Source organism: Paenibacillus sp. FSL H8-0168 (assembly GCF_038592955.1).
Taxonomy (GTDB): Bacteria; Bacillota; Bacilli; order Paenibacillales; family Paenibacillaceae; genus Paenibacillus; species Paenibacillus polymyxa_B.
Map to the genome: position 1 here is coordinate 2,144,623 of NZ_CP151948.1, position 23,665 is coordinate 2,168,287.

Annotated in this window: 19 protein-coding genes; 10 read left to right on the forward strand and 9 right to left on the reverse strand. The window is 45.2% G+C overall.

What is annotated here, in order from left to right:
- Positions 1–115: 115 nt before the first annotated feature.
- Positions 116–3,811, reverse strand: a complete 3,696-nt coding sequence (locus tag MHI21_RS10110; protein WP_165175729.1) for a non-ribosomal peptide synthetase — start codon at positions 3,809–3,811, stop codon at positions 116–118.
- Between the two features lie 139 nt (positions 3,812–3,950).
- Positions 3,951–5,720, reverse strand: coding sequence for a methyl-accepting chemotaxis protein (locus MHI21_RS10115; RefSeq protein WP_061831317.1), 1,770 nt, complete (start codon positions 5,718–5,720; stop codon positions 3,951–3,953).
- A 467-nt stretch (positions 5,721–6,187) separates the two neighbouring features.
- Here MHI21_RS10115 and MHI21_RS10120 point away from each other — a divergent pair, with 467 nt between their 5' ends.
- The 10 genes from MHI21_RS10120 (at position 6,188) to MHI21_RS10165 (ending at position 14,577) form a co-directional block, all read left to right on the forward strand.
- Positions 6,188–6,658 carry a GNAT family N-acetyltransferase gene (locus MHI21_RS10120; RefSeq protein ID WP_165175727.1) on the forward strand — a complete coding sequence of 157 codons (471 nt, stop codon included), beginning with the start codon at positions 6,188–6,190 and terminating at the stop codon, positions 6,656–6,658.
- A gap of 60 nt (positions 6,659–6,718) precedes the next feature.
- A complete protein-coding gene (gene rpiA, locus MHI21_RS10125; protein WP_165175725.1) occupies positions 6,719–7,387 on the forward strand; it encodes a ribose-5-phosphate isomerase RpiA in 669 nt (222 codons plus the stop codon).
- Positions 7,387–7,836: a VanZ family protein gene (locus MHI21_RS10130; RefSeq protein WP_254325861.1), complete on the forward strand. Its 450-nt coding sequence runs from the start codon at positions 7,387–7,389 to the stop codon at positions 7,834–7,836. The genes rpiA and MHI21_RS10130 overlap by 1 nt, the downstream gene beginning before the upstream one ends.
- Before the next feature lie 199 nt (positions 7,837–8,035).
- Positions 8,036–8,497: a MarR family transcriptional regulator gene (locus MHI21_RS10135; RefSeq protein WP_013309820.1), complete on the forward strand. Its 462-nt coding sequence runs from the start codon at positions 8,036–8,038 to the stop codon at positions 8,495–8,497.
- Between the two features lie 193 nt (positions 8,498–8,690).
- Complete coding sequence (locus tag MHI21_RS10140) at positions 8,691–9,755, forward strand: cobalamin-dependent protein (protein ID WP_341161743.1); 1,065 nt, start codon at positions 8,691–8,693, stop codon at positions 9,753–9,755.
- A 49-nt stretch (positions 9,756–9,804) separates the two neighbouring features.
- Positions 9,805–11,520 (forward strand): ATP-binding protein, encoded by a 1,716-nt coding sequence (locus MHI21_RS10145; protein ID WP_341161742.1) that lies wholly within the window; start codon positions 9,805–9,807, stop codon positions 11,518–11,520.
- Positions 11,521–11,574: 54 nt separating this feature from the next.
- Entirely contained in the window at positions 11,575–12,828 is a 1,254-nt protein-coding gene (locus MHI21_RS10150) for an MFS transporter (protein ID WP_342419950.1), read from the forward strand.
- Between the two features lie 19 nt (positions 12,829–12,847).
- On the forward strand, positions 12,848–13,402 hold the full coding sequence (locus tag MHI21_RS10155; RefSeq protein WP_342419951.1) for a nucleotidyltransferase family protein: 555 nt from the start codon (positions 12,848–12,850) through the stop codon (positions 13,400–13,402).
- A gap of 42 nt (positions 13,403–13,444) precedes the next feature.
- A complete protein-coding gene (locus MHI21_RS10160; RefSeq protein ID WP_023988130.1) occupies positions 13,445–13,867 on the forward strand; it encodes a GNAT family N-acetyltransferase in 423 nt (140 codons plus the stop codon).
- 71 nt (positions 13,868–13,938) lie between these two features.
- Positions 13,939–14,577, forward strand: coding sequence for a GDSL-type esterase/lipase family protein (locus MHI21_RS10165; protein ID WP_342419952.1), 639 nt, complete (start codon positions 13,939–13,941; stop codon positions 14,575–14,577).
- Between the two features lie 104 nt (positions 14,578–14,681).
- Here the strand turns inward: MHI21_RS10165 and MHI21_RS10170 are convergent, their stop codons facing one another.
- From MHI21_RS10170 to MHI21_RS10200, 7 genes are all read right to left on the reverse strand, one after another.
- Positions 14,682–15,563, reverse strand: a complete 882-nt coding sequence (locus tag MHI21_RS10170) for a TetR/AcrR family transcriptional regulator (protein ID WP_023988132.1) — start codon at positions 15,561–15,563, stop codon at positions 14,682–14,684.
- Positions 15,560–18,640 (reverse strand): efflux RND transporter permease subunit, encoded by a 3,081-nt coding sequence (locus tag MHI21_RS10175; RefSeq protein ID WP_342419953.1) that lies wholly within the window; start codon positions 18,638–18,640, stop codon positions 15,560–15,562. The genes MHI21_RS10170 and MHI21_RS10175 overlap by 4 nt, the downstream gene beginning before the upstream one ends.
- Positions 18,637–20,040, reverse strand: coding sequence for an efflux RND transporter periplasmic adaptor subunit (locus MHI21_RS10180; protein WP_237449000.1), 1,404 nt, complete (start codon positions 20,038–20,040; stop codon positions 18,637–18,639). The genes MHI21_RS10175 and MHI21_RS10180 overlap by 4 nt, the downstream gene beginning before the upstream one ends.
- 235 nt (positions 20,041–20,275) lie before the next feature.
- On the reverse strand, positions 20,276–20,953 hold the full coding sequence (locus tag MHI21_RS10185; RefSeq protein WP_160789433.1) for a tetratricopeptide repeat protein: 678 nt from the start codon (positions 20,951–20,953) through the stop codon (positions 20,276–20,278).
- A 171-nt stretch (positions 20,954–21,124) separates the two neighbouring features.
- Positions 21,125–21,496: an iron chaperone gene (locus MHI21_RS10190; protein WP_165175703.1), complete on the reverse strand. Its 372-nt coding sequence runs from the start codon at positions 21,494–21,496 to the stop codon at positions 21,125–21,127.
- Between the two features lie 203 nt (positions 21,497–21,699).
- Complete coding sequence (locus MHI21_RS10195; protein WP_341161735.1) at positions 21,700–22,230, reverse strand: GNAT family protein; 531 nt, start codon at positions 22,228–22,230, stop codon at positions 21,700–21,702.
- Positions 22,231–22,464: 234 nt separating this feature from the next.
- Positions 22,465–23,499: a stalk domain-containing protein gene (locus MHI21_RS10200; protein WP_342419954.1), complete on the reverse strand. Its 1,035-nt coding sequence runs from the start codon at positions 23,497–23,499 to the stop codon at positions 22,465–22,467.
- Positions 23,500–23,665 lie beyond the last annotated feature (166 nt).

Genomic DNA, 23,665 nt, shown 5'->3' on the forward strand with positions numbered 1-23,665 from the left:
TGACATCCCCCGCATGCAAAAAAATTCTGAAAGTATAGAGGTTTATACTAAATATGAAACTAGCAAAATCTAGTCTATCATACCGAAAACATGCGGGGGAAATATCACAACTTTGTTACCTCTGTGTTGCTTTTACAGATACCGATGGAGAGGTCGGGAAGTAACCGATCTCGACGGCATGCTGGATCATGTTCCGAATAAAGTTAAGGTCGGTTGCCGGGCATTGAACGCCAGCTTGTTCCAGCAGAGCTGCGGTTACAGAGCATCCGTAACGGTAAGCTGAATCCTTGGCTCCGTCACCTTCCAGTTGTCCCATAGCAAGGTGAAGGGCATCCTCCTGAATGCCGGAAGACGGATTCAGCAGCCAAGCGCTGTAATCGTCAAAAGGCAGAGTTTCTACTGCGTAACCGAGTTGGTTTACCATAGCGATCAATTCATCATATGGCAGTGGGTTCGGATTGCAGATATGGAAAATGCGGTTTGCGCTTTTTTGATGAACGGACAGCTCTACGATAGCACGGCTGGCGTAATCAATCGGTGTGAAGTCCGTATGCCAATCGGCTTGTGGCGCTTTGCCCAGCAGCAGCATCGCCTTCATCATACGATAATAAGCATTGCTGTCGATATTTCGCTGGAAGCGTCCGTTGGCCGAATGGGCTGTCAAATTGCCCGCGCGATAGATCGAGACAGGCGTACCCGCTTGAGCTGCTTGGAACAACAGCTTCTCCGCCGCGAGTTTACTGTTCGTGTACAGGTTGTCCACGTTCAATTCGTCTGGGAAGGCAGAAAGCTCCAATGCAGACTCCCATTTTCCTTCGTTAGCAAGATCCTCCGGTATTCCCATAGTAGAGACATGATGGAAGGATACTCCTGGCTTGGCTTGAGCGATTTTCAGCAGTTCCAGTGTTCCGGTCACATTCGTGCGATCGAAGGCTGCCGAATCACCAAAATGGCGAACGTCAGCGGCGCTGTGAATGATGCCGTCGATTTGGTGCTCCAGCATATGGCGGTCGACGGAAGAGAGACCAAGATCAGCTTGCTCCAGATCCCCATAGACAGCTTTTACCCGTCCTTCAATCAAGCTGGAGATATCTTGTCCAAAATATCCCGTCAATACGGACTGAATACGCTCGATACCGGATGGACCGTCTTGAGAAGGGCGTACCATCGCGTATACTTTGGCTTCTGTCCGTTGAAGTAGGTCATACAGAATGTGCGAGCCCAGATAGCCTGTAGCACCGGTTAACAAAATCACGCGCAAGTCGCGGACTTCAGCTAAGTCAGAAGCACCAGACAACTCAATAGGATGCTCATTCAAGTCCATTTTTTCTTGAGAAATCGCGAGTGGCTTGCGTTGCGGCGTTTGTTCCGTACCTAATTGTTCCACATATTCAGCAAGCTCACGAACGGTTTTGTAGCGGAAAAAATCTCCGATGCGCAGCGCGCCATAACGCGGCTTTAGAATAGCCAGCACATGAATGACACGAAGCGAATCGCCCCCGATCAGGAAGAAATCATCGGTAGCGCCAATGTTATTTTTACCAAGCACTTGAGTCCATGCTTCGGCAATGAGTGTTTCGGTTCCTTCTCGGAGAGGTTCTCCGCCAAATGAAAGATCAGACGCTTCGGGAAGTGGTCGCAGGGCCAGCTTTTTGCGATCGATCTTGCCAGTTGGTGAAATTGGCATGGCTTCCAGATGAACGACATGGCTTGGTACAAAATAAGAAGGCAGCTTGCCCCCAATATAAGACTGAATAACGTCTTGTGGAATGGATTGTCCATCCGAAGTGGTAAAATAGCCAACTAACATGTTCTGATCTGTGTGATCTTTGACGGCTACTACAGCGACGTCCTGAACACCTGGATGTTTGGAAAAATGGTCTTCAATTTCTCCAATTTCAATCCGATTCCCCCGAATTTTGAGCTGTGAATCCTTGCGACTTACGTATTCAATCGTACCGTCTGGCAGCAGCTTGGCGATATCACCCGAGCGGTACATTTTTTCACCCGGAACAAAAGGGTTGTCCACAAACGATTGAGCTGTACGTTCTGGCTGATGGAGATAGCCATGGGCCAACGCAGGCGTAGCAATACATACTTCACCCGGAATATTGACAGGGCAAAGCTTGTTATCATCGTTAACGATATACACTTTATAATTGTAAATCGGCTTGCCGATCGGAATATTGACGACATGCTCAGGCACGGCACCACGAACCCGGTGGGTCGTTGTCGCCACGGTGCATTCGGTCGGTCCGTATACGTTTACGATGTCGGTATCTGTACCGAATTTACTTTGGAACGCTCGAACTTGTGAGCCGTACAGCGCTTCGCCTGCCACGGTAACGATCCGTACCTTAGCGAGTTTGCGATAGCCTTCGTCTGACAAGTACGTAGATAGCTGATTAAAGAATACGGTCGGCAAAATGGTAATAATCGTCGTGCCTGTACGTGCAATGGCTTCAGCGAATTCTTCAACAGATACACGTTCTTCGGAAGACAGCAAGTACAATTTTGCACCGTAAAACAAGGCTCCAATTGTATCCCAAACGGATGCATCGAAGCTGTAGGTTGCAAATTGGGTCAATACATCCTGAGGTGTAATGTCGCAATCGCGTTGCACGACAGCTCCTAGGTTAACGACACCGCGGTGAGCGATCAGGGCCCCTTTCGGTTTGCCTGTAGAGCCGGATGTATAGATGACATAAGCTAGATCATCTGGACTTACATTAACGTTTGGATTGCTTGCAGCATAGCCTGCCAGTGGTCCGTTAATTGCTAAAATTTCTTTTACCGTCTCAATGGAACCGCACAGTTCAGTCGCTTGCTCCATGAGTGCGGAAGTTGTTAAGACAAAAGGAGAACGCGTGTCTTCGACAATGTAGCTGCTCCGGTCGGCGGGGTGGGCGGGATCAACAGGCACATACACGCCCCCGGCTTTCAGGATACCCAGAAGGGAAATAACGGTCTCCAAGCTTCGTTCCATGAAGATAGTCACGAATTCACCTTTGGTAAGACCTTTAGATAACAAGACACGTGCGACTTGGTTAGCACGTTCGTTCAACTCACGGTACGTGTACTCTCCAGTGTGGGAAGCAATAGCCGGACGATCAGGGTATTGTGAAGCAGCCTCCTCAAACATTCCATGAATAGTTTGATGCTCAGGATATTTCACGACTGTATTATTTAAAGCTTCGTGAGCAGCTCGATCTGCATCTGATAATATATCAATGGAGTTCACAAGTGCATGGCTGTTGGTTAGCGCGCCGCGCAAAAGGGTTTCAAAGTATTCTGCGTATCGGACAACCGTTGTTTCCAGCAAGAGTGATTGATCATATCGGATCTGTATTTGATAAGTGCCATTGTGTTCACTAACAGCCCAGTCCATAATACGGGATTCTACTCCGCTGTCCGTAGGCAGATTTGCCGAAAATGAAGTATCGGCTTGTGGTTCCGCTAGGTATGCATTAGGCTCACGGAGCATCTCCTGAAATAAGTCTGCTAGTTCATGAAAAGTCGTTTCCTTTTCGACTGTCAGCGAAGCTGTAAGCAGACCGGTTTGTGGCACAAATGTAGAAAAAGAAACTTCTTCTTCTGCGGATAGGCGATATACCCATGCAGTATATGCTGATAAAAGCAACGCTTGTTTGTCATCCGCAGTTTGTTGCTGATTTAATTGTTCCGAGATGGACGCTTCTAACTCTACTTGATAAGTAGAGGATGTATGCTTGCGTTGTATACGTGCACAATCCAAGGGAACTAGGAATGGGGATGGGGTTGTCTGTGTGCTGTTTTGTAGTAATGAAGCCATTACGCTAACCTCCTGAATGTATGATGTCTTAATATAAATGGTAAACTCAGTAAATGCCTCCGATCCCTTCAAATGCATGAACAGGAGGGAGGCATTACCGAATGATTTACTTATAAATTTTGGAGCCGATAAATGGTTATTATGATTTGGTACGGTTGGTGTCTGCAATTTTGAAATAAGATGTAATTTCTTGAAGCTCTTCAGACATGGACGTCAATTTATGGGATGAATCAATGATCGAATCCAAAGAAGCTTTTTGCTCCTCCACCGTTTGCACAATGTGAACACTGTTATTGGCTGTTTTGGTTACAGTGGAAGAAAGATCGTCTGCTGTCGCGGTCATTTCCTGTGTACCCGCAGATATTTGCTCAGTAGCGCTGGAAACTTCTTGGATTTGCCATGCTACATTTTTAGTTGCTTGAAGAATATCATTGAACAGCACGCCTGCTTGTCCGGCAACGACGATTCCGTTTTGAACTTCAACGTTTCCTTGCTCCATCGACTTCACAGCTTGTCCGATTTCACTTTGAATTTCTTCGATCAGGGACGTGATTTGTTTGGTTGCATCCGCAGATTGTTCTGCCAGCTTACGTACTTCACTGGCAACAACGGCAAAGCCTTTACCTTCTTCACCAACGCGCGCAGCTTCAATAGAAGCGTTCAAAGCGAGCAGGTTGGTTTGACTGGAGATGCCTGAAATGGTACTGATGATATTGCCAATTTCCTGCGAACGACTGTCCAGCAACTTGATGATACGGGAAGTATTGGTGACTGTATCGGTAATCAAGTGCATTTGGGATGATACCTTGCTTACAATCTCGTTGCCTTCGTTAGAACGTTTCTCTACCGAATTGGCTTCTTCCGCAACATTGGAAGAACTCGTGGCAATATTTTGAATTACCGAAGCCATTTCAGCCATGGCACGTGCACTATCGCCTGTTGCTTTTTCCTGCGAACGGATATTCTCCGTGATTTCACTGATGTTTTGATTGATGATGTTGGAGTTGATTCCGTTTTGTTCGCAGATTGCGAGTAGTTCCTTGGCAGATTCATTGACTTCATCAGTTGTCTGCTTCACTTTGGTCATAATGCTGTTAATATGACTTACCATATCGTTGAAATTCTGATTTACGAGCCCCAAATCATCATGACCTGCATGAATTTGAACATCCAGATTTCCTCTGCTTACTTCACTGATACCGTACATCAGTTGCTTAATCGGTGACAGCGTGCGCTTCACAACCCAATATTGAAGCGCCAGGCAGATCAGTAGGAAAATCACTAAAATGGTAGCGCCGCTAATGAGCAGCTTGGTTAAGCCGGCAGGTACGGCGCCAGCATCTGCATCGACTGCAAAATATGCAAAGATTTTGCCACTTGAATCTTTAATCGGAGTCATCAAAGTCGTCCATGTACCAAAAGAATCATCGTAGAAGCTAGTAAATGTTGGTTTGCCACTGTCCAGCATACCGGTTACGCCGACTGCCACGACATTGGGTTGCTCGTACATAGAGCCAACGAGCAGCTTATCTTTTTCAAATGCTTCTCTGAGATCCGTTGGCATCGCCACAATAGAAGTTAGATTGCCGTTTTCGAGCTCCGTCCCGAATATATAGGCATGAGAGATATTCGGATTGGTCGCCATGATGTTATCTAGGTACGTGCGGAGTTTGGTTTGAACGGGTCCATCATAATTTTTCTCTTGAACCGCTTGGGTTACTTCATCGGAATTAATGCCCTGGGCCCACTTCAATGTGATTTTTTCCACTTGCCCATGCAATTGGTCTATCAAAATCGTACGTTGGATCAAATAACTGGACACAATAAGGACTAGTCCAATCAATACGATGTTGAAGAAGGATAATAATAAGTTTTTGGTGAAGAATGATAAGCTACTCCACTTTTTCAAAATGTTCCACTCCCTGGTTGTATTTTTGTATATGGTGTTGAACCGCTTATCGAATGAGATAATCAAGTCCCCCTTACAAACATAATAATAGAGATAATAGACCCTTGAATTTTATGTAATAGGTCTTAAGTCCTTTTATAGACAAGTATGATATCCCTATATATATGTCGTACGAAAAGCCCTTGAAATGAATACCTTACACAATAAAAAATTAATTTTTAATAGGTAAACGCTGTCTGTGTTTCAGTATATTCCAATTTATACTTCAACTTGAAATTCGAATTCATTACAGTCCATAAGCAACTATTCAACAGAAACCATCATACTTTATAATAGAGTCAAATGCACTTATCAATTTGGGACATTTTTCATATTTAACGTTGGAAATGCTTGATTTATCGCGGTTTTTGTGAATTGTTTGCGAAATGAGTCCTTATATCCATGCAAAGAGAAGAGGGATAAGAAGAATGTCCAAGCTTACGATTTTAAAGGTTGAGAGTCATCACGAGGATCTGCATGAGTTGATTCAAAGGCTGGATGAGGACTTGCTGGAAAGGTATCCTGCCGACGAAATTTACTTGGTTGATTTTTCCAATCCAAAAGTTAAAGAAATGATTTTCGCTGTTGTGTATGTGGACGAAAAACCGGTGGCTTGTGGAGGGCTTAGGCCTATAGATGCGGAAGAAATGGAGCTCAAAAGATTTTATGTCGATTCCTCTTATCGCAGACAAGGAATTGCGGTGAGCCTATTATCTTTTTTGGAAGAGGAAGCCAGCAAACGGGGAGTTGTAAGGATTAAACTGGAGACCGGAGCAGCTCAACCTGAAGCGATTGCTCTCTATACCAAGCGGGGATACGAACCTATTGAACGGTTTGGGGAGTATGAACACGATGAAAACAGCCTTTGTTATGGTAAAAAGCTGTCTCTGTTATTATAAAGCGTTCTCTTATAAAATGGATGATGATCAATACTAGCCTATATAGCGGGAGAGATGATAATGAATTTGAAGCAAAAAGCAGCCGAAAAAGCAGTTGAGGCGATTGAGGACGGCATGAAGGTAGGACTTGGTACAGGCTCGACAGCCTTTTGGGCTATTCAAAAAATTGGTGAGCGTGTAGCGCAAGGATTACATATACAGGCTGTAGCTACATCCCAAGCTTCGGAGGATCAGGCCAGGGAGCTGGGAATTCCCATCATTCCGTTTGATCAGATTGGAAGGCTTGACGTTACCATCGACGGTGCAGACGAGGTGAACGAGCAGCTGGTGCTGGTGAAAGGTGGAGGCGGAGCCCTGCTGAGAGAGAAAATTGTGGAAAGCAATAGCGACCGATTAATTATTATTGTCGATGAGTCCAAGGATGTGAAGGTACTGGGTGCATTTCCTTTACCCGTTGAGGTCGTACCCTTTGCCAGTGAATGGACGTTGGAGGCTTTACGGCAGACAGGCTGTAGGGCGGAGTGGCGTATGAAAGACGGCGAGCGCTTCCTTACGGATAACGGTAATTATATTGCCGATTGTCGCTATGGTACGATTGAGAATCCGCAGGAGTTGGAAATCCGCTTGAATCAAATTCCGGGTGTAGTCGATAACGGACTGTTCATTAATATGGCGGACCAGGTTATTATCGCACGGGCCAACGGACAGATCGACGTTCGTAACAAGTAATGTTTAGGACCCGCCTGCTTCATCATGTGGCGTTGATGTTATTGATTTTATATACAGGACTTCTATTATATTGGATGTTTCTCGGTTTTGGTCGTACATTACGGCCAGGACCCCCGTATTCGTATAATATTGTTCCGTTTGATACGATCAGGCAATACTGGCGGGCAATGGAGTCGTTTCCTTTTCGGGTATGGGGTGTTAATTTGCTCGGCAATATTGGCGTATTCATTCCCTTCGGTATTCTTGTGCCTATCATTTGGGTGTCCATGCGAAGTATAGGCAGTCTGTTGTTAACGATAGTGATCGCACTGGTCATTCTTGAGGTGTCCCAAATGCTGCTGGGCGCAGGTACAATGGATGTAGATGACATCATATTGAACGTTCTGGGAGTATTATGCGGCCGTGTTGCCTACGTATTTTTACGTAAGAAGTTAGGGGTTACAACATAATCGTCCTGCTCTCTGGATCAGTGCATTAAGACTGACTGAGAGCGGGCTTTTTTTACATAATGAACTGTAACCTTCACATAATAGACGGTAATTCCTCCATTTATAGGCCGTATGAGCAGGGGAAGGAACGCTTAAACTTGACAAAAGCGCACAATTAAGATATCTTGGAATAAAGATATGAGTAACGGAGGCTGTTAATATGTCTGTAAAACCAGATGATCAGGACTTAGCGCTTAATTTGTTCGTGGTTCTGGCTCGTGCTTATAATTCGGTCACGTCCCGTACGAATCGGGACATTCATAGTCATGGATTAAATACAACAGAATTTGGAGTGCTTGATCTGCTGTATTATCGGGGACCACAGCCTTTACAGAAAATTGGAGAAAAGGTACTAATCTCTAGTGGGAATATTACGTACGTGGTAGATAAACTTCAGAAAAAAAACTTGCTTACCCGTCGTGCATCACAAGATGATCGGCGTGTGATTTATGCAGAATTGACTGATGATGGACGTCATTTCTTTGAGCAAATATTCCCGCAGCATCATCGTGTCATTATGGAGACCGTAGATGGCTTATCTGTGGAAGAGAAAGAGCAGGCTATTCATCTGTTAAAAAAGCTTGGACTAACGGCTGAGGGGCAGAAGAGTAACGGATCATAAATTGTGCGTATGCAGGTTAAAACTGCTTTTAGATAAAATACCGACTTCTCGGTATTTTATTTTTTTGTCGTATTTTGGGGAGTAGGGTTAATGTAGAGACGCAAATCAGGTATAATTGTCTAATAGTCACGTCTGGAACAAATCCCCAGTATCTGTTTCGAATACAAATACCTTGTCGGGGAAGGAGCTGTACATGAGTATACAGCAATATACCGCAGGTGAATCGCTATTGATGCAAGCAGGAGCTTTGGCTGAATTAGTTACCCATAAGCAATACGAATTACAGCCCGATCTTTTGCAGCGTTTTGGGGATAACGGTAAAATAAAGACAAAACAGGATTCTATATATAGTTTGAACTATTTAGCTGAAAGTGTAATCATGAACAGCCCTATTTTATTTACACAGTATGTTTCTTGGTTAAAAAAGCTTCTGGAGGGTTTCGGCATAACCCAAGAAGATTTGAGCATCAATTTCCGATTAATCCAGGAGACGTTGGTAGAGCATTTCGATCATACAGATAAAGCTATGATGCTGGAGCATCTGGATTTGGGGATACAGCAAATAGGGAAGAAAGAGGAGTATGCCTCTTTTATTACAGATGATAATCCCTATGCTGCTGACGTGGCTCAATATTTGGAATATTTACTCTCAGGTAATCGCAGACAGGCTTTGGATTGGATCGTCCGTTTGCTGAATGAGGGTATCTCTATTCAACATACGTATAAATATATTTTTCGAATTTCGCAATATGAAATAGGTCGTCTATGGTATGAAGGCAAAATCACCGTCGGTCAAGAGCATTTTTGCACTGCTGTGACTCAATTTATTATTTCCAGCCTGTACCCCCAATGGATGGGGAATGGAAATAAGGAACGCTGCCTCGTGGCGGCGTGTGTAGGCAGCGAGCAGCATGAAATTGGTCTGCGTATGCTGGCTGATATATTTGAAATGGATGGTTGGGATACGTATTATTTAGGTGCCAATGTACCTAACCGTAGTCTGCTTCAGGCCATTGTGAGTTACAAGGCGGATGTGGTGGCTATCTCAGCTACCATGGCTTACCATGTCCATCTAGTGAAAGAGTTGATTGCTCTCATTCGGCAAGACCCAACGACTAGCCATGTGAAAATTATGGTTGGGGGCTTGCCTTTTAATCTCGATACCCACTTGTGGCAGGAAGTAGGGGCGGACGGATATGCACCAGGTGCGGAGGAAGCGATGGAGGTTGCAGGGGACTTACTTTCGCTCAGGAGATAAGGTTAGTTTTGTGAACCTGTTAGTCATTTTGTAAAGGGGGCCTTTTAATATGAAGGAACCGACAGCAGAAATGGCTGTCCTGCGGAAAACGGTCGAACAATTAACGGATGAGATTGTGAAAAGCAAGGCTGAGGAAGAAAAGTTGCTGAATGAATTTTCATCAATGAACAACGAGCTGGTCAATCTGCAGCGTCAGCTTGCCAAAAGCAATGCGGAATTAACACGGACGAAGGAAGAAGCGGTACGGGCTAATGACCTCAAGAGCACTTTTCTGGCTGTGGTTAGTCATGAATTCAGAACGCCAATGAATGGAATACTTGGAATGATTGAAATGTTAGGTTCATCCAAACTTTCCCCAGATCAACGGCAGGCCATCGGTGTCATACGTGAGTCAGCTTCTCTGTTGTTGAACATGATTAATAATCTGCTCGATATATCTAAAGTGGAAGCAGGACAGATGGAACTGGAGATCGGAAACGTCAGAGTTCAGGCGATTATGAGCCACGTTGCTCAGTTGTTGGAGCCACAAATCTATCAGATGGGTAACCGTTTGCGTATAGAGACCGATTCCGGTGTGGCAGAGCATCTGGAGGGAGATTCGGCAAGGATCATGCAGATCTTGCTCAATCTGTTGAACAATGCGAATAAATTTACCAGTGAAGGATTGCTCATCATTCGAACAAAATTAGTGGAGGAAACAAAAGATTCCCAACGTGTTCGGTTTGAGGTGCAGGATTCAGGTATTGGGATTTCACCGGAGGATCAGAATAAGCTGTTTCAGCCTTATGTACAGGCCGGTGAAGGCAGCGCCTCCCAATATGGAGGAACGGGTCTGGGGCTATGGATATGCAGTTCATTTGTGGAACTCATGCAGGGAGAAATTGGGGTCGTCAGTAAAGAAGGCCAAGGCTCTACGTTCTGGTTTGAAATTCCCCTCATGAAAGGATCGGAGCAGGCAGACGAAATGGAGAAGCATGAAAATGGTGATTTGAAGGCATTTAGCGAGTTGCTGCGTGAGCATAGTCATTCTCAAACTATTTTGGTGGCTGAGGATAATCGGGTGAATCGGCAGGTGGTGCAATTACAGCTTAACCACTTGGGATTCCAGCATATTGATTTTGCTGAGGATGGACAAGCTGCTGTAAGAGCGGCCTCCGAACGATCCTACGCTTGTATTCTAATGGATCATCATATGCCTCTGCTGAATGGTCATGATGCGGCGAAAGCGATCCGACAGTGGGAAGCAGAAAACCAGCAACCCCCTGTACCGATCATTTCTTTGACCGGAAATGTGTCCGAGGAGGATCAGGCACGGAGCCAGGAGGTTGGAGTGAACGATTACTTGATGAAGCCAGTAACGATTGAAAAGCTCTCTGAAAAGCTTGTCAAATGGCTTCCAAAGGCGGAAACCGAGCCGATTTTGGATGAGGAAGTTATACGTGAAATTATGCTGCTGGACGAGGACGGCAGCACGGGACTACTGGAGTCATTGGTCGAAATGTATACAAGTGATACACCTGCCAAAATCAATAAGTTAAATGAACTGGCTGCTGCGGGCGAAGCCACAAAAGTAGTAGAGGCTGCTCATGAGTTGAAATCAGGCAGCGTGAGTCTGGGTGTCGGACGTTTGTCCTCGTTGCTGTCCGATATTGAACAGCTTGCACGGGAGAACCGACTCGAGAATGCGAAAGCGAAGTTGTCTGCGCTCCAATCTGTCTATCAAGCAACGTGTTCAGAACTGGAACGTTATATTCACCAGTGCTAGACAGGTTTCTCCCTTATTAGACTTGCATACGGAAGGAGGACGTAAGAGACATATATGAAAGAACAGTTGCGTTCTATTCACCCGCTGGCCTGGACGATTATTGTCGGTACTATTTTTGGGCGGATGGCGACATCCATGAGTATCCCGTTTTTGTCTATTTATCTTACCACCCGTTTAGGGGTGTCGCCCTTTCATACAGGGGTGATCGTATCGGTCAGCTCGTTGGTCGGCATTTTTGCCAGCTTTTACGGTGGATATATTTCAGATCGAATCGGACGGCGTAAGGTGATGCTGGTGTCCATTGCGAGCTGGGCGCTTGTATTCGTTGCTTTTGCGTTGGCGGATGCGGCCTGGGCCTTTTTTGTCATTAATGCACTGAATGGACTGTGCAGATCCTTGTTCGAGCCAACCTCACGGGCGCTGTTATCAGATGTAACTCCGAAGGAGAAAAGACTGCTTATCTACAATATGAGATATGCGGCCATTAATGTTGGGGTGGTGGCAGGGCCGTTGCTTGGTTTAATGTTAGGATCTGCGTCCACGGGTACGCCGTTTATGGTAGCTGCTGGTGTGTACGCATTATACGGGGTACTGTTGTTGATCCAATTTGCCCGGTATGCATCGGATCTGCATATAGGTACAACGGCGGGAGAGGCTCCACTGCGAATGGGCGAGGCATTCCGTACAGCCAGCCGTGATCCGGTGTTTATGCCAATTTTGCTGGGAACGGTATTTTGTGTGATGGGCTATGCGCATTCCAATTCCACAATGCCTCAATTCTTGTCCTTATCCTTCGCAGAAGGAACCCGATGGTTTACATACATGCTGACGGTCAACGCGGTTTGTGTATTGGCATTTCAATATCCGCTGGTGCGACTGGCAAGCCGATTTTCCCCGGTAAATTCCTTGATTGCAGGGAATATATGTATTGCGGTCAGCCTGTTGCTGTGCGGTATGCTAAATTCAGGCTGGATGTTTATACTGGATATGGTGCTGTTTACGGTTGGTGAAGTGTTATTGTTCACGATGCTGGACGTATTGATTGACCAAATTGCAGATGCTCAATATAAAGGGACCTACTTCGGTACAATCGGCTTTAATAATTTGGGAAGCGTGCTGGCTCCTTTATTTGGTGGCTGGTTGCTGGATATCTATGGTCAAACGGCACCGCTTGCCGTTTTTGTTCCGGTTGCCCTGTCGGTTGTGATTGGCATTCCGTTCCTTCTGGTCGCACGCCGCCGTCTGGTGCAGCGTACAGCACGGATCGCGGCTCAAGGAGGAGAAGCGGTGCAGCAACTGTCATCATAAAAAGGGAGTTGAGTGCAGGATGAAGTCGGAAGAAAATGTGCTACGAATCATACAATATATGAATGATCCGCAGGTACTGCAAGACTTGCGCTATGTGCGAGAGCTGAAGTTGCCGCAAGGATGTATTGCCGCAGGCTATGTACGTAACCGGGTTTGGGACAAGCTCCATGGCTATACAACTGCTACACCTTTAAACGATATTGATGTTATTTATTTTGACCCGAAAAATACGCTAGAGGAACGAGATGAGTATCTAGAATTGTCCTTGAACCGTAAGCAGGCCGGACGTAACTGGTCTGTCAAAAATCAGGCTCGGATGCATATTCGCAACGGGGAGGCTCCTTATTCCTCGATAGAGGATGCGCTGAGCCGCTGGCCAGAGACGGCAACGGCTGTGGCGGTTAGATTGAATGACAAGGATCAAATAGAGGTCATTTGTCCGCATGGATTGGAAGATCTGCTGGATATGCGGGTACGGCAAAGCCCTTTGTTTCGTCACACAACGGCTTTTCGTCAGCGTGTATTTGAGAAGCAGTGGCTTGATAACTGGCCGTTGCTTATTATGGAGAATTAGAGGTAATCCTAATTTCAGGATATTAAGGAGAGACGACAAACAATGTTTAAAAATATAAAAACAGATTCAGATCGTGAGGAGGTTCTGGAGCTGTTAACCTACGCTGTGCTGGATCATCCTGAACGCGGAGAAGCAGCTTTACGTACCTATCAAGCCTCGGATGACTGGAAGCTGTTCGGTGTAGAAGATGAAGGACTTATTGTAGGTATTGTTGGCTTTGAGGAGCAGGAGGATGGAACAACCGTAATTCGCCATCTGGCCGTGTTGCCTGAAAACCGTCATAGAGGATATGCCAGAGGTATGCTGCTTACGCTTATTCAGGAGCGTAATCCGAAACGGCTTACTGTGGACACGGATGCGGAGGGGGCAGATTTCTTCCGCAATGTGGGCTTTGCCGTATATGGATCAGAGGATTTGCCGGATGGTGGGCAATTCCATTGTGTATATGAAATAGACGAAGAATAAGCGAATCTCCGGGTCCCGCGTTCCTCTTTCTACATAAGATATGTTATGTAGAAAGAGGGAGGTGGGTTTCATTGGCGTACCACTATACAGCGATTGGAGATTCTTTAACAACAGGTGCGGGGACGTTGCTGAGCGGCGGATTTGTACCTATCTATCGGCGAATGGCAGAAAGACATCTCCGTACGCCAGTCAGTTACGAGAATCTGGGAATCAACGGGCTGACATCGCAGGAGTTGCTGTCAATGGTCCGCAACAATCCGCTTTTTCGGTCGGCGCTCAGCCGGGCTGAACTTATAACGGTAACGATCGGCGGGAATGATCTGCGCCCATACATCAGCGCCCTTGCTGGAGGTTCCGGCTTGTCGGGTTCTTCCATTCCGCAAGCGTTGAATCACACAAAAGAACATGTGCGCCAAATTGTACATGCCCTGTATCAGATAAAGTCCGGTCAGCGTGAGCCATTTATCATCCGAATGGTGGGATTATATAATCCTTTTCCAGGGGTGAGGGAGGCGGGAGTATATGTGCGCCAGTATAACTCGTTTCTCTATACATTGGGCGGACCAAATTACCGGGTAGCGAACATTTATCCCGCATTTGAGGGCTATGAACGGGCACTGCTTTCGTTAGATCGGGTGCATCCGAACAGTCGTGGTTATCGCGTGATTGCGGAAGAGCTGAATCGGCTTGGTTTTGCGCCGTTACGGTGAGCGTGAGAGGATGCTTTGGATCGGACAAAGTATATTAAAGAAAGAGGTTCATGATGGCAGTAGAAACTGACTATCATGAACCTCTTTTTATGCATTTCGGCGTGCTAAATCTCCAATACAGCCTTCAGCTTGGTACAGTCTTCCAGCAACTCGGGCAGCTGTCCCAAAAATAGAAGGAGGGCTTTCACGTGAGCTATTTCCACGTTTTCTTCCGAGAGCTCACGCTGTAATCTGCTTAGGATTTGCACATATTCATTCCGTGTAGCTTCATTTAATTTAGTTTGTTTCAGAACCGTATCTATACGTTGCAGTGCATAGGAGATTTGTTTTCCTTTGGTCCAGATTTGATCAGAATCTTCATAGAATACGGAATCGCGGCCCCACATGATTTGATGTTGAACATCAGGGCTCAACATTCCTTGTGCCAGTATATCCGTAATGCTGACAATAAATTCAGCCAGTGTTTGATGCTCCGTCGAGGACAGTTCTGAATCGCTCATTCGGAAGGAATTAATAATGATACTTTTGATGACAAAATTGATATCGTGCGCATAGTCACGTATAGATTGTCCATAAGCATCAATTAAGAAATCAACCATCACGTTAGACAAATAATGTTCAACACGATCAATGGCTTGTGCGATTTTTTCTTCCTTAGAACCGATTAAAGGGACGGAGTATACCAGCAAATGAACTTTATTCTTATAAATCCGGCCCAGCGCAATCAAATACAGTTGTCTCAACTTTTCACGGGAAGGTAGCTGGTGCTTCAAATAAAGTTCTTTAATATCTGCATCAAGAAGTTTTTCAATCAGGACGATTGTCCCCAGCAGCAACTCTTCTTTACTTTGAAAGTATTTATAAAAGGAAGCCTTGACCATCCCGCTTTTGCGGGCAATTTCATCCACCGAGGTGGCATCGTACCCTTTTTCAGAAAACAGGGAAAGGGCGGCATAGATAATATCTTCACTCGTTATTTTTTTCATTGTACCCCCAATTTTTTGCTCTGTCTCTTTAATTTCCAGCGGGCAATAACCATATACAGGGACGGAACCACAAACATCGTAAGAATGGTCGAGTACATCAATCCAAACATAATGGTATACGCCAGCGGTCTAAACATAAGCTCTCCAATAAGCGCAATCGGAATCAGACCGACAATGGCTGTCAGTGAAGTAAGCAATATGGGACGGAAACGCGCTTTGGTCGCTGCAATAACCGCCTCCTTCAGTTCGATCCCTTCACGTCTTGCATCCTCAATAAACTCAATCAGCACAATGCCGTTACGTACGACAATACCTGCCAAGGTCATTAAGCCCAACACGCCCATAAAACTAACCGGCGTATTTAGAATGAACAAGCCAAGAAATCCGCCTGCTGCTGCCATATACACGGTAGTCAATATGATGAGTGGAGTCGAGAAAGAATAAAATTGCAAAAAGATCAGCATGAAGATTAATAGTATGACGACAACATATAACCATCCTATTTCTGATAAAATGTCATCTTGTCCTGAAATCTCGCCCCCAATTTCCCAAGTGTAGCCTGGAGGAAATTTAATATCCTGCAATTTAAGCTTGACATCCTTCATGACTTCGGAAGCTGTACGCCCGTGAACTTCAGCTTCAACAGTAATCGAACGTTTTAAATTATAATGGTTAATTTTTTGTGTTGCAAAGGATGGTTTCAACTCAGCCAATTGAGATAAAGGGATTTGAATACCATTGGCATTGGTCACATTCAATTGCTGAAACAAAATTTCAGGATTTTGATCGGTTTGGCTTAGCTTCAGCTTAATATTGATCAAATCTTTCCCCGTATCAAATCGGCTAAAGCTCACGCCATTACCCATTAACAAGAGTGTACGTGTCAGATCATTATTGCTTACCTGATATTGATCCATCGCTTGTTTGTTGATTTGGAAATCCAACGTATATCCTTCATTTTCCATATTATCTTGTATGTCCTGTGTTCCTCTGGTAGCCATAATGCCTTCTTTTAACTGCTGTGACAACGAACGCAACTGATCTACATCATTGCCTAAAATCCGAATGGAGATCGGCTTACCGAGAGGCACCCCCACTTTAGCTATTTTCAAGGAAATGGATTGACCCGGATAACGATCCTTTAAGATGGAGGGCCATTTGTCTGCCATTTCATCGGGATCAAATGCACCTTCTTCCCCAATAATAGCAATTTGACCCACGGTTGTGCCTGTTTTGGCGTCAGCGGTCATATCTTGAAACAACCGGGGAGCGTCGCCGCCAGCCGCATAACTGATCGTTTCCACATGAGGTTGCTGCTTCACCCATTTGGCAATATCCTCGGTGACCCGCATGGTTTCTTCTATAGAAGTACCTGTAGGCATACGCACATTAATGCTTAATTCCGGATCGTTGGTTCTGGGGAACAGGTCGATCGGAATCAGAGCAAGCATGCCGTACAGCGTGGTACTGATCAATAATCCTAATGCAGCATATAATCCAGGTTGCTTAATGACTCTCGGAATCAGCTTGCTGGTATATACGTTACGAAGAGCATCAATTTGTTTTCCCAGCAGTCCCGACGGCTTCATGGTGGAGTTGGGCGTTTTTTGATTTCGTTGTCCATACCATTCTCTAAAGATTGGGATGACGGTAAAGGACATGAGCATGGAAGCCAATAACGTAAAGATAACAGCAAACGGTAATGGTTTGATAAGGGAGCCTGCATCGCCTGATAAAAAGAACAGCGGGGCAAAGGAGGCTACAGTTGCCAGGGTTGCGGTCAAAATGGAAATGGAAACTTCTTTCGTTCCATTTAATGCTGCTATCTTGGGACTCTCGCCCAAGGTCATCATTCTGCGTTCAATATTATCATTAACCACCACAGCATCATCGACTAGAATCCCCATTACAATAATTAAGCCAATGACCGTAACCTGATTCAATGTTATTCCGAGCATAGGGAGAATAATGAGACCTATGGCGATTGAAATAGGAATAGCCAGTGCCACAAAAGAGGATGTAATCAGGTTCAAGCCCAATGTACATACGATCACAACCGCCGCAATGGCAAACAGCAATTCACGGGTCAAGCCATGAAAAATATGATCAATCCGCTCGGTCTGTGAAAATAACGTATTCAGTTGAAACGTATTAGGCAGATCTGGTTTTAACAACTGCATTTCTTTATTTACTTTGCTATAAATCGTGTCTACGTCAGAGCCGGTATTACCGTTAATCGTCAGCGTAATAGCTGGTTTACCGTTAAAAAAGGCCATATAGCTGCTGGTGTTATGTGTAAGCAATACGGTGCCCACATCACTGAGATACACAGGAGCGCCACTTTCAGTTTTGGAAATAATGACCTTACTCAAATCCTGAGCATTCTTGGACTGCGTCACATTCATTCGGTAGGTACGTTCATTGTAATCCAGATTGCCTATCGGATATTGCTCATTTTCCTTCTGCACTGCACTCATGAGCTGTTCCCAACTGATATGGTACTGCTGGAGCTTTTGAGCATCAATCTGAATCTGAACCTCTTGATCCGGTAATCCCTTGATTGTTACTTCCGATACACCGGGAATGGTTTTTAATTGATCCTTCCATGATATCACCATATCATTTAGTTGATACAATTGCTCCACAGAGTCCCCCGTGATGGCGTAGGAATGGATAAATACTTTATTCAAATCATCGTTAACGACAGGCTTTTGAGCATCTGTGGGCAGAAAAAATTGGGCATCGTTCATTTTTTTGCGTAATGTATCCCAGACTTCTGCGGCATTGGCGTTGCCTTCTGTCTCAATGATAATCGTCGAAAGTCCATTTTCGGATGTAGAAGAAATCTTTTTAATATGATTGATTTCTTTCATTTTTTGTTCCAGAGGCTTCGTGACCGTTTGTTCTACCTTTTGGGGTGTAGCTCCAGGGTAGAGGGTCGTGACCACAGCGGTTTTCTTGATAATATCCGGCGTTTCCTGCCGGGGAAGTTGAGAGACACTATATAGCCCGGCAACAATCGCCATGATAAAAATAAAGAGGGTCAGTTTTTTCTTTTTGATAAAATATGCAATCATTTGCTCGTTCCCCCCATGATCTGAACGAGCAGCCCATCGTAGATCAGGTTTACTCCGGTGGTAACGATACGATCCCCGACATTCAGTCCCTTGGTAATTTCGAGCTTATTGTTGGACATCTGACCGACATTCACGACCGTCTTGACCGCTTTGTTGTTCACCACTTTATAGACAAAAGTATCTGTACCGTTATTAATGACAGCTTTGGCTGGGAGCAAAATTTGCTCACTCTGAGTCAGTTGGCGGCCTGCCTTTATGACTTGTCCCGGGGCCCAATCATGCTGGGGGTTAGGAACAATCACTTCTACGTTGATACTGCCCGTATTGGTGTTGGTGGCCGGATAAATTTTGCTGACCGTTCCTTCTCTGTTCTCATCGTACAGTTGAAGTTGGACTGTCTGACCTTGCTTCCAGTTCGTGATTTCATGATCGGGAACAGGGAGCAGCACCTTGAGCTTGTCGATTTGTCCGATACGATATATCGGCTGTCCAGTGCTCGCCAATTGTCCCACCGTTGCCTTTTTCTCCAGAATAACGCCGGAAATGGGGGCTTTTAAAGCTGTCTTGGAGAGGGAAAGTTCGGCTTGCTTTTTGGCAATGACCGCCTGTTGATATGCCGCAGTTGAGTTATCTCGGGAGGCTTCTGCCTGTTCCTTCGCAGCGATAGCAGCTTCTTTCCCGGCTTGGGCTTGCTGTAGGCTGGATTCTGCCGATTGCCGATCTTCCAATGTTGCTCCCTCCTGGATTAAGGAGAGGGCTTCTTGTGTATCCTCCAGGTCCTTGGTGGCATTGGTCAAAGCGAGCTGCGCATTTTCATAATCGTTTTTGGTTGCAGCTCCCTGATCATATAAAAGCTTGGTGCGTTCAGCGGTAGCCTGTGCTTTAGTCAAAGCGGACTGTGCTCTTTGCACTTTGGTACGGACCTGTGCCCTTTCCTGCTCACGGGCACCCTTGTTCACTTTGTTAACTCCAGCTTGAGCTGCTGCCTTTTGCGCGTCGGCGGATTGAATGGAGGCATCTGCACTTGAAATGGCAGCTGTAGCATTTTTGATACCTGCCTGTGCTTCAAGAATAGCTGTACTAGCCTGCTCCAGTTGTAGCTGGTAGCTGGATGAATCAAGCATCGTCAAGATCTGCCCCTGGGATACGGAGTCTCCCACATTGACTACTGTGTCGCGAATCAGTCCGGATAACTCAAAAGATACGGAGGTATCCTCATAGGGCTGTAGTGTGCCTGAAAGGTCAAAAGAAGCAGACAGCGGTTCTTTTTTAACAACCATCGCTTCCACCTTTTGCTTTTGTTGTTCTGCTGCTTCATTATTACTCGATCCTGTAGATGAGCAAGCTGAGGTGAACAGAAGAATGAATATAGCAGATATGTAGAGACTGGGTTTTAACAAGATGATCATCCTTTCTGTTTTTTTGTACTTTAAAGTTTATGTATAAACTTATCAGTTCATAAACGGATTATATGACCTGATTTGTGGCATGTCAACGACTGATTACAAAAAAATGCCTCAAATTCAGGATGCGAAAGGGAGCCGATTCAGGTCCGTGGAAGTACATGGTAGACAAACGTAAAAACGACCTTTCTCAAAAGAAGAGAAAGGTCGTTAAGAAAATAAATATAGCTGTTTAGCCGATTAATTTACGGAATAAGCTACGTACAGCCCACTTGCGCTCACTTCGTTTACGGTATTTGGGCAGAGAGCGATAGACGGCAATGGACTGGTTAAAGGCTACAATGGCCTCATCCTTGCGTCCCAGCATACGGTACATCAAGCCTGTCAGATAATAGCCCTCACTGGAAGAAGACTGAATCTCCTGAAACTGCTGCAGATAATGAAGCGACTTATTGACGTCACGTTCCTTGAAAGCAGCGGCTAAATGCAAATAAGGCTCACCGTATTGCACCCGCGGGTTAATATCCAGTGCTTTCAATAAATGCTGTTCTCCAACCTCCAGATGGTTTGTGTGTACTTCAGCCGTTCCCCGTGCGTTCCAATAGTCTGCTGATTCTTCATAACGGGATTGAATTTCCAATAACAGCTCCAAAGCCTGAGGATATTTCTTGCTTTCGATCCAGATACGAGCCAAATCGAACTTGGCAGCCACATCGTTGGCGTTTAGCGTAATCTGTTGGCGCAATCTAGCGGCATTGCGTCTTCTTTTCCATGGTCTGCTGATGCTGGGCAATACACCGACAAAGCTGCGATCCAATATATAGATCACGATTAGGAGTACGAGCATTGCCAAAAACGGGTTGCCGAGCAAACTCCATAGTAGAGAGAAAATTAAAAATTTCCCAATCATTTTGCTCCAATCCTCCTGTGCATGTAACAATCCACACTTTCCACATTATAGCATAGTGTTACTTTAAGGGTCATTAGCATGATGAGATTTGGAAGGATGGTAGAGGGGCGAGAAGAAACATACTTATTTGTGATGCTCGATGTATAGTTTTACGAGAAAAGGAACCTTTTTTTATCCCCGCCAAAAGGTTGAACAGTCTGCCTTATCCAAAATATTAAACTCGATCATTTTCTCAAGTAATGAGAAATCAACGGGACTATCCCACTGGATACGTACCAACTGCTTGGTGTGATCATAGCCAGCCTGCATAATTAACTCAGAAAAATGATTAATCCCTGCCTTTTCAGGGGCAACGGCCAAATGATGTTTGGCTACGCTAAAGCCAATAATAAATGTGCCGTGATCCGTAAACATAGGCTGACTCCACGCAATTTTTGCCATTAAATTTGGAAACTTCTTGGTTACCCAAGCCAAAACCTCTTGCGTTCGAGCCCGATGTTGGGGGTTATCAATATGCGCTAAATATTCTGCAAAAGCTTCCATGTTGTTCCCTCCTTAATTAAAAATTATATCGTTCAGAAAAGTTCCTCAAATCTATTTGTCGTTAAAACTCCTCACAGAATGGCTCAGACACATTCTTAACAACACCTATTTCCAACTATATATATTTTCAAACTAGATAGTCAAAATGGTTTAACTATCATTTTATCGCAGCAACATGTTTCTCAAGATATAAACAATACCTTTTATGCTCTGTTATATTCCTCAGCAAGAATAGAGTACAAATATGAATCATGAAACTCGCCTTTGTAGTACCAGTGTTCACGCATCAAACCTTCACGTTGCATTCCAATCTGTTGCATAACCTTCTCAGAAGCTTTGTTTTCTGGACGACATGTTGCATAAATACGGTGGACAGCAAGTGTGCTAAATCCAAAGTCTAGTAACGCTCGTGCTGCCTCTGCTGCATAACCCTTCCCTTGATAATCGGGATTCAAAACATAACCCATTTCTGCATTAGTATCTTTGACATGAATACCAACACCGCCGATCAGGGTTCCATTGTTTTTCAGACAAACGGCTAGTTCATAGTCTTGTCGTGGCTGTTCCTGCTGTGAAGCTAGAACTTGTTCTATATATGCCTTTGTATCTTCTTCTGTATTCGGTCCCCAGGCCGTATATCTAGTAACTTCAGGCAATGACGTGTAGGTATGTATACTTTCCCAATCGGATCTGCCAATATCACGAATGATGAGCCGATTTGTCTCAAATTGCATAACGATTCCTCCTGTCTATAATCAACAGACTCTACTTAGTATTTTAAAACGATTAACATCTCAATCCAATCTTTTATGCGTTCGTAGCCTTTAAACGTTGGACCTCCATTTAACAATGAACCCAGACCTTTTGCCGCCTGAACGCAAACCGCAAGGGAGGCGTCCGGCAAAAGGCAATCAGAAGATAATGAGTGTGGTGCTGGAATCCTCCTGTTATTGGCTATCTGGTTCGTCCTAAAACAGCCTGCGCGCTGTTACGAAACGTTTCTGCCATTTATCATCAAGCGTGTCAAAATGAACGCCGCGTTCTTTGGAGAAGGTATGCAGCAACTTGTTGTTCCCTGCATAGATAGCCACATGGCCGATCTCCAGGCCGCGTGCGCTGAAGAACAGCAGATCGCCTTTGCGCAGCTCGTTCAGCCCGACTTTCCGGCCTTCTTTAGCCTGATCGTAAGAGACACGGGGGAGGTCGATGGAGAGCGTATGTCGGAACACTTCCCCCACAAAAGAAGAACAATCAAAGGTCGATGTCTGACCGCTTGCTGCGCCGAATTCATAAGGAGTTCCAAGGAATTTCTCTCCGTAGGCGATCAGTTCATCTCCCTGTCGTTCCACCAGGGATGGGCTGGTATAATCGCTGTATTTTGGTTTAGCCGATATGTATCCGGTCAGGTTGTCTTTAGTGCGCACTTCCAGCCAGAGAGCATTGACCTCGCGAATGACATGAACCTTTTCGTCGGCTGGAATAAGCCGCAGGGAAGGGGAAGCTCCCGCTGAATCTGGTTCGTTGCGTAGGTTGACCCTGGAAAGAACTGTTGTGAAAAAATCGTCCCTGGAGGCAATCCGGATTGTACGGGTAAGGGCATCCCACTTCACTGTGCTCCCAAGTGCTTCGCTCACAAAACGCAGTGGAATCATCGTGTTGCCCTCAACGATCTGTCCCGGAACATTCAGGGACATCGTTTTGCCGTTTAGGGTGGCAGCGAGTTCCCCAATGTGGTAGGTCAGCACCGTGTCGGTTTTGGTTGCTGTTACGGTTTTGCTGAATCCGTTCCAGGAAAGCACAGCTCCTTGCGCCTCAAACAACTGACGCATGGGGACGAGCGTTGTCCCGTCTAGCAGCAGCGGCTGGACGGCAAGCTGAAGCGGGCGGTCATCTACATAAACGGTTGTCACCGGAGTCGTCCGTACCGACTTTGCATACGACGGGTTTGCCTGGAGCAGTGATACCGCTAGCAGAGCTAGCAATGCTTTCTTGTTGATTGTCATGCTGTTATCACCTCATTGTGAATATGTTCATCTAAGTTGTACGAGACTGCATCCGATTAGTTGTGTACTAAATATTGGGTTCATTTAATAAAACAAAACAAACAAACATAAAACAAAATAATATCTGTGTTTTATTATTGACATCAAAATAAAATAAAGATAAAAT